Raw genomic sequence first — 12,544 nt, 5'->3', positions numbered from 1 at the left:
ACCGCCCCGGCTCCACCCCCGTCCGGAGCGCCCGATGACCAGGCGTGTAGCGATCACCGGCATCGGTGTCCGCGCCCCGGGCGGGTCCGGGACGAAGGAGTTCTGGGATCTGCTGTCCTCAGGGCGCACCGCGACGCGTGCGATCTCGGCCTTCGACGCCGGCGCCTTCCGTTCCCGCATCGCGGGCGAGGTGGACTTCGACGCGGTCGCCGAGGGGCTGAGCCCCCGGGAGATCCGCCGGATGGACCGCGCCAGCCAGTTCGCCGTCGTCTGCACGCGTGACGCCGTGGCCGACAGCGGGCTGGACTTCGACGTCGTCGACCCGGCCCGGATCGGCGTCAGCCTCGGCAGCGCCGTCGCCTCCGCCACCAGTCTGGAGAACGAGTACCTGGTCATGTCGGACGCGGGCCGCAAGTGGCTTGTCGACCAGGACTACATGTCTCCGCACATGTTCGACTATCTCAGCCCGGGCGTGATGCCCGCCGAGGTCGCCTGGGCGGTGGGCGCCGAGGGGCCGACGACCATGGTGTCGGACGGCTGCACCTCGGGACTCGACGCGGTCGGCTACGGCGTACAGCTCATCCGGGAGGACTCCGCCGACATCGTTCTGGCCGGTGCCGCCGACACGCCGATCTCGCCCATCGTCGTCGCCTGCTTCGACGCGATCAAGGCGACGACTCCGCGCAATGACGATCCGGCCCGGGCGTCGAGGCCCTTCGACGGCTCCCGCAACGGCTTCGTCCTGGCCGAGGGCGCCGCGATGTTCGTGCTCGAGGAGTACGAGCGGGCGCTGCGCCGCGGTGCCCACATCTACGCGGAGATCGGCGGCTACGCGACTCGGTGCAACGCCTACCACATGACGGGCCTGAAGACGGACGGCCGTGAGATGGCCGAGGCGATCCGGGTCGCGCTCGACGCGTCCCGCACCGACCCCACCGGCATCGACTACGTCAACGCCCATGGATCGGGGACCAAGCAGAACGACCGGCACGAAACCGCCGCGTTCAAGCGCAGCCTCGGCCCGCACGCGTACGACGTACCGGTGAGTTCCATCAAGTCGATGGTCGGGCACTCGCTCGGCGCCATCGGCTCGATCGAGATCGCCGCGTGCGCACTGGCCATCGAGCACAACGTGGTGCCCCCGACGGCCAACCTGCACACTCCCGATCCCGAGTGCGACCTGGACTACGTGCCGCTGACCGCGCGCGAACAGAGGGTGGACACCGTCCTGACCGTCGGCAGTGGTTTCGGCGGCTTCCAGAGCGCCATGGTCCTGCACCGTCCGAAGGGGGCAACGGCATGAGTGTCACGGTGATCACCGGGATGGCGGTCGTGGCTCCGACCGGACTCGGCAGCGACCAGCACTGGAAGGCCGTGCTGGCCGGCGAGAGCGGGATCGGCGAGATCACCCGCTTCGACCCGTCGGGCTACACCTCCCGGCTGGCCGGCCAGATCACGGACTTCGACGCCAAGGAACACCTGCCGAGCCGGCTGCTGCCGCAGACCGACGTCTCGACCCGGTACGCGCTCGCCGCCGCCGACTGGGCGCTGGCCGACGCCGCGGTGGGGCCGGACACGTTCGCCGACTACAGCATGGGCGTGGTCACGTCGAACGCCCAGGGCGGTTTCGACTTCACCCACCGCGAGTTCCGCAAACTGTGGAGCAAGGGACCGGAGTTCGTCAGCGTCTACGAGTCCTTCGCCTGGTTCTACGCGGTCAACACCGGCCAGATCTCCATCCGCAACGGCATGCGCGGACCGAGCGCCGCCCTCGTCGGCGAGCAGGCCGGGGGACTCGACGCGCTCGGGCACGCCCGCCGGACGGTGCGCGGCGGCACCGACCTGGTGCTCGCCGGCGGGGTCGACTCCGCTCTGGACCCGTGGGGCTGGGCCGCGCAGCTGGCCGGCGGCCGGGTCAGCACCGTGGAGGACGCCGCGGCGGCGTACCTGCCCTTCGACCGCGCGGCGAGCGGGTACGTGCCCGGCGAGGGCGGCGGGATCCTCATCGTCGAGGACGCCGACGCGGCCGCCCGGCGCGGCGCCCCGCAGATCTACGGCGAGATCGCGGGCTACGCGTCCACGTTCGATCCGCGGCCGGGCTCGGGCCGCCCCCCGGCGCTGCGCCGGGCCGCCGAACTCGCGCTGGCCGACGCCGGACTGCGGCCCGCCGACATCGACGTGGTGTTCGCCGACGCCGCCGGGCTGCCGGAGGCGGACCGCGCCGAGGCACAGGCCGTCACCGAGATCTTCGGGCCGAAAAAGGTCCCGGTGACCGCTCCGAAGACCCTCACCGGCCGGATGTACGCGGGCGGCGGCCCGGTCGACGTCATCACCGCGCTGCTGAGCATCCGGGACCAGGTCGTACCGATGACCGCGCACACCACCGACGTACCCGAGGAGTACGGGCTCGACGTGGTCCGCGACGAGGCGCGCGGAATGCCCGTCAAGGCGGCCCTGATCCTCGCCCGCGGTCGCTGGGGGTTCAACTCGGCCCTCGTCGTGACCGCTCCGACCCGCTGAACAGGCGACAACGCAGGAGGAATCCCCACCCATGGCAACGATGGACATAGAAGACCTGCGCCGCATCCTCGTGGCGTGCGCGGGCGAGGACGACGCGGCCGACCTCGACGGCGACATCCTCGACGTGACGTTCCAGGACCTCGGTTACGACTCGCTGGCGATGATGGAGACAGCGGCCCGTATCACCCAGGAGTACGGAGTGGACCTCTCGGACGACGAGATCACCGAGGTGGCCACCCCGCGTGCCCTGCTCGATCTGGTCAACCGGTCCGTCGCCGCGACCGCCTGATCCCTTTCCCATCCCCTCCGACGGTGCCCGTGCCCGCAGCCCGCGGGGGCGGGCACCGTCGTCGTCCCGCGACCGCCCGGCAGACCGAAGGAGCTCCTCGCGCATGACCAACCGGCATCGCACCGAACACACCCTGACCGTGGCCGCGCCTGCCCGCACGCTCTACGACCTGGTGGCGGACGTGACCCTGTGGCCCGCGGCGTTCGGGCCGACCGTGTACGTACGGCACTTCGAACACACCCCGCGGCAGGAGCGCTTCCAGCTGTGGGCCGTGGTCAACGGCCAGGTAACCAGCTGGGTCTCCCGGCGCACCCTGCACCCGGAAGAGCTGCGGATCACCTTCCACCAGGAGCACAGCCGGCCGCCGTTCGACTCCATGAGCGGCGAGTGGATCTTCCGGGAGCTGCCCGGCGGACGCTGCGAAGTGGTCCTGGTGCACGACTTCGTGCCGGTGGACGACAGCCCCGGAACCCTCGCCTCGATCATGGCGGCGCTGGACCGCAACAGCCCCGAGGAACTGGCCGCGCTCGCCCGGTTGTCGGGCCTCGGCCACCCGCTGCCGGAGGTGGTCTTCTCCTTCACCGACGTCCTGCCCCTGCGCGCGGGCGTGGCCGATGCCTACGCCTTCGTCCACCGCGCCGACCTGTGGGCCGAGCGGCTGCCGCATGTCGCCGGCGTGCGGCTCACGGAGCCGTCCCCGGGTGTCCAGGAGCTGGAGATGGAGACCGTCACGGCGGACGGCTCCTCCCACACGACCCGCTCCTTCCGGGTGTGCCAGGAGGGGGAGTGGATCGCCTACAAGCAGCTGAGGATGCCGAAGCTGCTCCTCGGCCACAGCGGCCTGTGGACCTTCTCCGACGGCGACGAGGGCCCGGTGGCGACCGCGCGGCACACGGTCGCCCTCGACCCGGCCGCGGTCACGGAGGTGCTCGGAGCGGGCAGCACCCTCGCCGACGCCCGCGCCTACATCCGCGAGGCGCTCGGCAACAACAGCAGGACGACCCTGTCCTACGCCGCCGCGGCGGTGGAGGGCAGTCGCTGACCCTGACAGCGCGGAAGGGGCGGTCCGCCGTGGCGGACCGCCCCTTCGTGTGCCGGGGCCGGATCAGCGCTCGCTGCCGGCGGAGGGCGCCGGGACGCTGGAGACCACGTACCGGCTCATGTCCAGTCCGGCGCCCTGGCCGAACAGCCGGTTCCCGGGCGCGCTGGCGTTGTCGTAGAACGTCTGCGGGACCGGAGCGCCGACCCGCGGGCGGTAGTAGTGGTCCGGGGCGGTGGTCAGCCGGATCAGGGCCGAGTCGTCGGTGGTCCCGGGCCGACCGCCGTCCATGATGGTGAACAGGCCCATGCCGCAGCTGAGCTGGCGCGGCGCGGCCGCCATGTCCGTGCCGCCGTTGTCGAGCATCATGTACTTCCGCGACGGCAGCCGGTAGCCGATGCGGTCCACGGTCTGGACCACGCGACCGTCGAGTACCCAGCGCACCACACCGGCGGACCGGTCGTAGGAGATCTTGAAGTGGTGCTGCCGGCCGGGCGTGGTGGACGCCACGGGGATCGCGTACGTGAAGGCGGCGTAGTCGCCCAGCTTCGCGCGGTTGTCGGGGACCCGTTCGTAGAAGGCGTAGACGCGCTTGTTCGTCACGAAGAAGTCGAAGATCATCGACGTCTCCGGGTCGAGGACCGGCATGCCCACCGAGGCCAGCCGCAGGTCGTCGTCCGGATCGGCCACCCGGCTCCCGAACGGATGCGCCCCGGTGCCGTAGGTCCTGCCCGACATCCAGGTCTCGCAGGAGAGCACCCGGCCGGGCACCGCGTCGAAGCCCTGGTAGCCCGCCGACGAGGTGTGGTTGGTGAACGCCAGCCACTTGACGTGGTCCAGATTGCCCGGCAGGCCCGAACCGTCGCCGTTCTCCTGGCCCACGGTGTGGGTGAAGGCGGGCTCGCCCGTGGCCGGGTTGACGCCACCGGAGACCAGGTGGAGGCCGCTGCGGGAGGTCGACGTCTTGCCGTCGTCGGTCACGAAGGAGCCGATCGTGGGGAAGGCCCAGCGGGCATCGGGCCCGGTGGAGGAGAAGCCGTTGCCGAAGTCGTCCCACACGGTGCGGTACGAGGTCGGGTCCGAGCCCGTACCGGTCGCGGCCGCGGCTGCGGGAGCGGTGCCGGTCACCGCCGCGCAGCACAGTGCCGCGGCCGTCAGCAGCCGTCCCAGACTCCTCTTGCGTGCCATGGAATGAGCTCACCTTCTGTTGCGGGGACGAACCCCGGCAGTGGTCGTGTCGGAGCGGGCCGGCGGCGGCCCGTCAGGCGCGCAGGCCCTGGCGCAGGGCATGCACCTGGTCGGCGATCATCCGGCGGGAGATCTCCGCGTCGATCGCCACGGAACCGTGGAAGGTTCCCGGGTAGTGGCTCAACTCGGTGCGCACCCCGGCCTGGATCAGCCGGTGGGCGTACACGATCCCCTCGTCCCGCAGCGGGTCGAACTCGCACACCATGACGAAGGCCGGTGGAAGGCCGCGCAGATCCTCGGCGCGGGCCGGGGCGGCCAGCGCCGGCACCGCGCCGCTGCCCGGTTCGGCGGTACCCGTCAGGTAGTACTGCCAGCTCGACCGCGCTCCTGCACGGTTCCACTTGGGGGTGTCCGTGAAAGAGCGGGCCGAGAGGGTGTCGAGACGGTCGTCGAGCTCCGGCTGGAAGAGGCACTGGAAGACCGTTCGCGGTCCGCCGCGGTCACGGGCCAGCAGGGTCAGCGCCGCCGCGAGACCGCCGCCGGCGCTCTCGCCGCCCACCCCGATGCGATCGGGGTCGACGCCGAGTTCCCCGGCGTTGCGCGCGGTCCACTCGAGCGCGGCGTAACAGTCGAACAGGGCCGCCGGATAGGGGTGTTCCGGGGCGTTGCGGTAGCCGACCGACACCACGACGGCGCCGACCCGGTCGGCGAGCCGCAGTGCCGTGGAGTGGATGGAGTCCAGGTCGCCGAAGACGAAGCCGCCCCAGCGCAGATAGAGCAGCGCGGGCAGCAACCCCGTCCGCCCGGCGGGCTGGTAGACGCGCACCGCGACTCCGGGCGCGCCGGGCGGCCCGGGGACGGTCCGATCCGTCACCTCGACCGGGTGCTCGGGCCGGTAGGCGGGGGCGTTGTCCGACGCCGCACGCAGCAGCGTGCGCGCCGCGGCGAGATCGCGGTAGTCGACGGCCGGGAACTTGGCCGCCCAGGGGGCCAGCTCCGGGTCGTAGTCGTATTCCACGGCAGACCTTCCAGAGGGGCGGACCGAGGTGCCCGGCCGCCGCCGCGGCCGGGCACCGTGCTTCAGGAGGACGTCGCCGGGCGCGGGCGCCGGCCCTGTCACCGGTTGCGGTGTCAGACGGTGACGACGACCTTGCCGACGGGGTGCTTGCCCGCGGCGAAGTCGCCGTAGGCCTGCGCGGCGTCCGCGAGCGGGTACGTGGCGCTGACGTGGACGGCCAGCTCGCCCGCCGCGACCTTGGCGACCAGTTCCTCGAGCCGGCCGATGCCGTTCTCCACTCCCACGTGCACGGGCGTCACGTCACGCTCGAGGGAGTCGGGAACGCCGATCGAGGAGACGAGCCGGCCGCCCGGGCGGACCGCGGCGGCCGTCTTCTCCACCGCGGGGCCGCCGTTGACGAGGTCGATGACCACGTCGACGCCGCCCGGGTACAGGCGGAGGGCCTCGGCGACGGGGTCGACGGAGGTGTAGTCGACGGCGTGTGCGGCACCGAGCCCCCGCACGTGGTCCAGGGCGGACGGCTGCGCGGTGGCGATCACCTCGGCGCCGACGCCGGCGGCCAGCTGCACCAGGTACGAGCCGATACCGCCGGTGGCGCCGACGATCAGGACGCTCTGGCCTGCCGCGAGGCCGGACGCCTCCAGCAGGGCGGCCGCGGTCATCCCGGACACCGGCAGCGCCGCGCCGCTGACCGCGTCCACGGTCTCGGGCCGGTGCACGAGCCCCGGGCCGTCGGCGACGACGGTCAGTTCGGCCAGGGTTCCGGTCGTGTCGTGGGTGAACGCCACGACCTTGTCACCGGGGGCGAAACGTGTCACACCCTCACCGACGGACTCCACGACACCGGCCGCGTCCATGCCCGGTGTGAAGGGGTGCTCCACGGGCATCACCTGGCGGAGCCGGCCGGTGATCAGAATGACGTCGATCGGGTTGAGCCCCGCCGCCTCCACCCGCACGAGCACCTGGCCGGGTCCGGGCGTGGGGGGTGCCGTGTCGGTGACCACGAGCTGGTCGACGGGGGCGTACGACTGGGCGATGACTGCCTTCAAGGACTGTTCTCCTTATGAGCGAGGTTGTGCGGAGGACCTGCCTGCCGGATGCCGTGCGGACGCGGGGGCGGACACGCGCTGCCAGGTCAGCCTGCGGCGCTGCGGGCGCCCGCCGATCGTCGCGACGCCGTGCAACACGAGTCGGTCGCCGTCGAGTTCGGCCTCCCGGGTCAGCTCCGTGCCGACCTGGAAGGGGTGGGCGCTCACGCTGACGTCGTGCTTGACGACACCGTCGACCAGCCGCCAGGTGCCGGCATAGCCCATGAAGAGCGTGGCCGATTCGGGAGCGGTCGCATGGTCGCCCCGCATCATCGACACCGACATGTGCCCGTGGCCGTCGTAGATCAGCAGTCCCCGGGGGTCGGGGCCCAGCGGGCCCTCACGGCTTCCCCCGGCCTCGTCGAGGTCCACGTAGGCGAGCAGACGCCACACGCCGATCAGGTCCTCCACAGCCCACCGCACCCTGTCCCCCTGCGTCCGGCTACTCCGGTTGTCCGCGCCCGAGCGCGGCCACCGCACCGACAACGGTATGTACGCAACACGGTCCAGGTGTAGGGAAATTCGGTCGAGTATGACTCGAGCGAGGCTCGCGTGACCGGCGGGCCGGACGGGTTCCAGCGGTGTTCGAGCCACCTTCCACCGCTTGTCGCCAGGGTCGGCGCAACCAGCACCCGGGCCGCACCCGCTCCCTCGGGCCGGGACGGCCCGGCCGCGGGTGCCCTGCGAGACCAAGGAGTGTGCAGGGATGCTTGAGCGAACCCTTCCGAACACCGGTCTGCTGTCCGCCGCGAAGGACGTCGCGACGGCGGCCGAGCGGAGCGCGGCCGCCGCGGAGGCAGCCCGCCGGCTCGACGCCGAGGTGGTCAAGGAGGTGGTCGCCGCCGGTTTCGCCCGGCACTTCGTCCCGCGCGACGCGGGAGGGAACGCGGGCACCTTCACGGAGCTGAGCGAGGCCGTCGTCACCGTCGGCGCCTCCTGCCCCGCCACCGCCTGGTGCGCCTCCCTCTTCGCCAACCTGGCCCGCATGGCCGCCTTCCTGCCCGTCGAGGGGTACCGCGAGATCTGGGCGGAGGGCCCGGACGCGGTGGTGGTCGGCTCGCTCACCCCGGCCGGGAAGGCGACCGCGGTACCCGGCGGCTGGCGGCTGTCCGGCGCGTGGTCCTACATCAGCGCGGTCGACTTCTCCGACTGGGCGCTGGTCGCCGGGACGGTCGTGACCGAGGCCGAGCCGCAGGCGCTGATGTTCGCCGTCCCGCGCTCCGCGTACTCCGTCGTGGACTCGTGGTCCAGCGTCGGCATGCGGGCGACGGGCAGCAACACCCTGGTGCTGGACGAGGTGTTCGTGCCCACGCCGCGGGCCTTCCGCCGGGAGGACCTGTTCGCGGGACGGGCCGTGGACTCCACCGCCGCCTGCCACAGTGTGCCGTTGCAGGCGGCCAACGGCCTGTCGTTCGCCACTCCGACGCTCGGCGCGGCCCAGGGCGCGCTGCGCGCGTGGTCGCAGTACATGGGCGAGAAGTTGCGCACGGCCTCGGTGCCGGGCCGGCCGCCGGTCAACCGCGCGGCGCACGAGCGCACGCTGAGCCGGTCGTCCGGCGAGATCGACGCCGCCGGGCTGCTGCTGGAGCGGGCGTCCGCCGTGGCCGATCTGGGTTCGGCCGTCAGCCCGCTGCAGACGGCCCGCAACCTGCGGGACTGCTCGCTGGCGGTGGAGCAGCTGGTGACCGCCGTGGACCGGCTCTTCCGCGCCGGCGGCACCAGCGGGCAGTCCGAGCACAGTCCGATGCAGCGCTTCTGGCGCGACGTCAACGCGGCGTCCACACATGTGGCGTTGCAGTTCGACGCCGCCGCCGGGGTGTACGGGGGAGAGGTGTTCCCTTCCTGAAAACCCAACCAGGGGTGGCCGGTTCCGCTCCCGCGGGCCGGCTGTCGGGGGTCCCCCAGGGGAGCACGGAGCACGAAGAGAGACGCACCATGAACAGCAGACGAGAGATGCTCAAGTTGATGGCGGCGACGGGGGGCGCGCTGGCGGTGACCGGTGGCCTGGCCGTGCGGAGCATGCGTCCGGACGTCCAGCCGGCCGCCAGCGCCACGGCCGCCCTGGCCGGCCCGATCACGCCCTTCCAGGTGGCCATGCCGGTGCCGAAGGTGCTGCAGCCCACCAGCCGTTCCAGCACCACCGACTACTACACGCTGGATGTCCAGCAGGCGGTCACCGAGATCATGCCCGGCAAGAGCACGACGGTCCTCACCTACGGCGGCTCGCTGCCCGGCCCCACCATCCGGGCCAAGTCCGGCCGCACCGTGGTGGTCCGGCAGACCAACAGGATCGGCGCCGGTACCTCGATGCATCTCCACGGTGCCGTGGTCGACCCGGACAACGACGGCGGTCCGATGGACCAGGTCGCGCCCGGCGCCACCCGGACCTACACCTACCCGAACAAGCAGGTCGCGACGACGCTCTGGTACCACGACCACGCGCACATGACGGACGCCGAGCACGTCTACCGCGGCATGTCCGGCTTCTACGTCCTCAGTGACGCCTCCGAACAGGCGCTGGGCCTGCCGAGCGGCACCTACGACGTGCCCATCATGATCCGCGACGTCGGCCTCAACGACGACGGCTCGCTCTACTTCGACCACTTGTTCACCTCGCGTCCGCAGATCCTGGTGAACGGCAAGCCGCAGCCGTACTTCCGGGTCCGGGCCCGCAAGTACCGCTTGCGGCTGTGCAACGGCTCCAACCTGCGCCCGTTCGAGTTCAGGCTCGACAACGGCGACGCTTTCCAGCAGATCGGCACCGACCGCGGGCTGCTGCCGGCACCGGTCACGACGACGAGCCTTCCGCTTTCTCCGGGCGAACGGGCGGACATCGTCGTGGACTTCTCCCGGTACGCGGCGGGCACCCAGATCGTGCTGCAGAACACGCTGTTCCCCACGGACACCACCGACCGGATCATGCGGTTCGACGTCGGCGACACCGCGTCGGACACCAGCCGGGTCCCCGGCCGGCTGGCCACGCTCCCCGCGCTCGGCACGCCCACCGTCACCCGCACCTTCTCGCTCACGCTCGACCCGGCGACCGGCGCGGGCCTCATCAACGGGCGCGAGTTCGACATGAACCGGGTGGACTTCACCGTCAAACAGGGCGCCACCGAGATATGGGAGATCAGCAACATCGACCAGATCCCCCACAACTTCCACATCCACCTGGTCGACTTCCGGGTCCTCGACATCAACGGCACGCCGCCCGCGCCGGGCCAGGCGGGGCTCAAGGACATCGTGAGCGTCATGCCGGGCCAGAAGGCCCGCATCCAGGTGTCGTTCGCCTACCCCTACCTGGGCCGCTACTACTACCACTGCCATCTCATCGACCACGGAGCCATGGGCATGATGGGCCAGTTCGACATCGTCCGCTCCTGACGAGGCCCCCCACACACCAGTCGACGGCACGTACGGCGCGCCCCCGACGGGGGCGCGCCCCTGACTTGGAAAGGAGCGGCCATGGCCGCCAACTCCGAGGTCCGGCCGATCACCGCCGCGGACGACGTCATCCGGACCCACCTCCAAAGCGCGGAAGTACCCGCGTTGTTGATGGCGGTGGCCCATCTGACCGGGGACGTCTCCTTTCTCGGTGACTACGCCGGTCCCAGCGGATGGCTCACCCTCCCGCAGGGCGGTCTCACCCCGGAACAGCTCGCCTCGGCCCGCGAACTGGCGCTGCGCGCCCTGGTCCGCCACCGGGACGGTGGGAGTGTCGCGCCGCCCCCGCCCGGGCCGGAGCTGCTGCACGCCATCACCTCCTGGGCGATGGGTGAGGACACCGAGGAGCTCCTGCCGCTGATCGTCGAGGAGGTGACGGCGCCGGGCACCGATCCCAAGGCACCGCGCTGGAACCTGCGGGACGTGGCACCGGGCAGCGGCATCCGGGTCGGCATCATCGGCGCCGGCATGAGCGGTCTGCTGGCCGCCCACCGGCTCGCCCAGGCCGGCGTGCCGTTCGAGATCTACGAGAAGAACAGCGACGTCGGCGGAACCTGGTTCGACAACCGGTATCCCGGGTGCCGGGTCGACGTGCCCAGCCACCTCTACAGCTACTCGTTCGCCACCAGGACCGACTGGCCGGAGTACTTCTGCACCCAGGACGTCCTGCTGGACTACTTCCGTGACGTGGCCAAACGTTTCGGCCTGTACGACCGCATCCGCTTCGGCACCGAGGTGCGCGAGGCGGCCTGGGACGAGGAGCGCAGCCGGTGGTCGCTGCTGCTGGACACCCCGGGCGGCCCGGAGCGGACCGAGTGCACCGTGCTGGTCAGCGCCGTCGGGCAACTGTCCCGGCCGAGTCTGCCGCAGATCCCCGGCCGGGACACCTTCCGCGGCCCCGCCTTCCACTCCGCCCGCTGGAACCACTCGGTGGAGCTGGCGGGGCGGCGGGTGGGCGTGATCGGCACCGGCGCCAGTGCCTTCCAGTTCATCCCCGAGATCGCCGAACAGACCGCCGAGCTGCGGGTTTTCCAGCGCACGCCGCCCTGGCTGCGGCCCACCCCGCACTACCACGACCAGGTGCCGCAGGGCGCCCGGTGGCTGCTCGAGCACGTCCCGTACTACGCGGACTGGTACCGGTTCTGGCTCTTCGCGCCGGGACTGCGCGGAGTGCTCGAGGCGTGGATCGTGGACCGGTCGTACCCGCCGACGGAACGTGCCGTGTCCGCTCTGAACGAGAAGCTGCGCGTGGCCCTCACCCGGGCCCTGGAGAGCCAGCTCACCGATGCGCGCGAGCTGCTGCCCCGGGTACTGCCCCGCTACCCGGTCGGGGCCAAGCGAGTGCTGCGGGACAACGGAGGCTGGATCCGTACCCTCAAGCGCGACGACGTCACGCTGGTCACCGACGCCATCGAGGAGATCACGCCGACCGGGGTGCGGACGGCGGACGGGCGCCATCACGAGCTGGACGTCCTGGTGTACGGCACCGGCTTCCAGGCCTCGCGCTTCCTGATGCCGATGAAGGTGACCGGCCGGGGCGGAGCGGACCTGCACGAGACGTGGGGCGGCAGCGCCCGCGCCTATCTGGGACTGACCGTGCCGGGATTCCCCAACTTGTTCTGCCTGTACGGTCCGAACACGAATCTCTCCGGCCAGGGCGGCAGCATCTTCTACTTCTCCGAGTGCGGGGTCACCTATCTGCTGGACGCCCTGCGGCTGCTGCTGGAAGGCGGGCACCGCTCGCTGGAGGTGCGCCAGGACGTCCATGACGAATACAACGCCAGGATCGACGAGGCCAACGCGGAACGCGCCTGGGGGTTCTCCTCGGTGAGCAACTGGACCGTCGACCGCGTGGCCGGCCGTTCGGCGCAGAACTGGCCGTTCACCGCCCAGGAGTACTGGAGCCGCACCCACCGGGTCCGGCCGCAGGAGTACCACCTGCGGTGAGCCGGGCGGTC

The 12,544-nt window shown here is 71.7% G+C and carries 11 protein-coding genes; 7 read left to right on the top strand and 4 right to left on the bottom strand.

What is annotated here, in order from left to right; genetic code table 11:
* Positions 1 to 34: 34 nt before the first annotated feature.
* The 4 genes from ACFYZE_RS05000 (at position 35) to ACFYZE_RS04985 (ending at position 3,851) form a co-directional block, all read left to right on the top strand.
* On the top strand, positions 35 to 1,303 hold the full coding sequence (locus tag ACFYZE_RS05000) for a beta-ketoacyl-[acyl-carrier-protein] synthase family protein (RefSeq protein ID WP_388988704.1): 1,269 nt from the start codon (positions 35 to 37) through the stop codon (positions 1,301 to 1,303).
* Positions 1,300 to 2,520: a ketosynthase chain-length factor gene (locus ACFYZE_RS04995; RefSeq protein WP_388988701.1), complete on the top strand. Its 1,221-nt coding sequence runs from the start codon at positions 1,300 to 1,302 to the stop codon at positions 2,518 to 2,520. Before ACFYZE_RS05000 ends, ACFYZE_RS04995 begins: the two co-directional genes overlap by 4 nt.
* Positions 2,521 to 2,551: 31 nt before the next feature.
* Positions 2,552 to 2,809 carry an acyl carrier protein gene (locus ACFYZE_RS04990; protein WP_388988698.1) on the top strand — a complete coding sequence of 86 codons (258 nt, stop codon included), beginning with the start codon at positions 2,552 to 2,554 and terminating at the stop codon, positions 2,807 to 2,809.
* A 103-nt stretch (positions 2,810 to 2,912) separates the two neighbouring features.
* The gene (locus ACFYZE_RS04985; RefSeq protein WP_388988695.1) at positions 2,913 to 3,851 is read left to right on the top strand and encodes an aromatase/cyclase; all 939 of its coding nucleotides are present in this window, start codon (positions 2,913 to 2,915) and stop codon (positions 3,849 to 3,851) included.
* A 63-nt stretch (positions 3,852 to 3,914) separates the two neighbouring features.
* On the opposite strand, the gene ACFYZE_RS04980 is transcribed toward ACFYZE_RS04985, so the two are convergent.
* The 4 genes from ACFYZE_RS04980 to ACFYZE_RS04965 form a co-directional block, all read right to left on the bottom strand.
* Positions 3,915 to 5,036 (bottom strand): DUF6081 family protein, encoded by a 1,122-nt coding sequence (locus ACFYZE_RS04980; protein ID WP_388988692.1) that lies wholly within the window; start codon positions 5,034 to 5,036, stop codon positions 3,915 to 3,917.
* 73 nt (positions 5,037 to 5,109) lie between these two features.
* Positions 5,110 to 6,054, bottom strand: a complete 945-nt coding sequence (locus tag ACFYZE_RS04975) for an alpha/beta hydrolase (RefSeq protein WP_388988689.1) — start codon at positions 6,052 to 6,054, stop codon at positions 5,110 to 5,112.
* 113 nt (positions 6,055 to 6,167) lie between these two features.
* Positions 6,168 to 7,103: an NADP-dependent oxidoreductase gene (locus tag ACFYZE_RS04970; protein WP_388988686.1), complete on the bottom strand. Its 936-nt coding sequence runs from the start codon at positions 7,101 to 7,103 to the stop codon at positions 6,168 to 6,170.
* Between the two features lie 12 nt (positions 7,104 to 7,115).
* Positions 7,116 to 7,553, bottom strand: coding sequence for a lipocalin-like domain-containing protein (locus ACFYZE_RS04965; protein ID WP_388988683.1), 438 nt, complete (start codon positions 7,551 to 7,553; stop codon positions 7,116 to 7,118).
* 295 nt (positions 7,554 to 7,848) lie between these two features.
* Here ACFYZE_RS04965 and ACFYZE_RS04960 point away from each other — a divergent pair, with 295 nt between their 5' ends.
* The 3 genes from ACFYZE_RS04960 (at position 7,849) to ACFYZE_RS04950 (ending at position 12,533) form a co-directional block, all read left to right on the top strand.
* The gene (locus ACFYZE_RS04960; RefSeq protein ID WP_388988681.1) at positions 7,849 to 8,988 is read left to right on the top strand and encodes a hydrolase; all 1,140 of its coding nucleotides are present in this window, start codon (positions 7,849 to 7,851) and stop codon (positions 8,986 to 8,988) included.
* An 89-nt stretch (positions 8,989 to 9,077) separates the two neighbouring features.
* A complete protein-coding gene (locus ACFYZE_RS04955; protein ID WP_388988678.1) occupies positions 9,078 to 10,526 on the top strand; it encodes a multicopper oxidase family protein in 1,449 nt (482 codons plus the stop codon).
* 81 nt (positions 10,527 to 10,607) lie between these two features.
* Positions 10,608 to 12,533: a flavin-containing monooxygenase gene (locus tag ACFYZE_RS04950; protein ID WP_388988675.1), complete on the top strand. Its 1,926-nt coding sequence runs from the start codon at positions 10,608 to 10,610 to the stop codon at positions 12,531 to 12,533.
* Positions 12,534 to 12,544: the final 11 nt, after the last annotated feature.

The organism is Streptomyces sp. NPDC001796, assembly GCF_042892355.1.
In the GTDB taxonomy this organism is placed as follows: domain Bacteria; phylum Actinomycetota; class Actinomycetes; order Streptomycetales; family Streptomycetaceae; genus Streptomyces.
This window is presented reverse-complemented; position numbering and strand designations above follow the sequence as displayed.

Coding starts and splice junctions, on each gene's coding strand:
- ACFYZE_RS04955 (WP_388988678.1), top strand. CDS start 9,078: ATGAACAGCAGACGAGAGATGCTCAAGTTGATGGCGGCGACGGGGGGC.
- ACFYZE_RS04985 (WP_388988695.1), top strand. CDS start 2,913: ATGACCAACCGGCATCGCACCGAACACACCCTGACCGTGGCCGCGCCT.
- ACFYZE_RS04995 (WP_388988701.1), top strand. CDS start 1,300: ATGAGTGTCACGGTGATCACCGGGATGGCGGTCGTGGCTCCGACCGGA.
- ACFYZE_RS04960 (WP_388988681.1), top strand. CDS start 7,849: ATGCTTGAGCGAACCCTTCCGAACACCGGTCTGCTGTCCGCCGCGAAG.
- ACFYZE_RS04980 (WP_388988692.1), bottom strand. CDS start 5,036: ATGGCACGCAAGAGGAGTCTGGGACGGCTGCTGACGGCCGCGGCACTG.
- ACFYZE_RS05000 (WP_388988704.1), top strand. CDS start 35: ATGACCAGGCGTGTAGCGATCACCGGCATCGGTGTCCGCGCCCCGGGC.
- ACFYZE_RS04950 (WP_388988675.1), top strand. CDS start 10,608: ATGGCCGCCAACTCCGAGGTCCGGCCGATCACCGCCGCGGACGACGTC.
- ACFYZE_RS04990 (WP_388988698.1), top strand. CDS start 2,552: ATGGCAACGATGGACATAGAAGACCTGCGCCGCATCCTCGTGGCGTGC.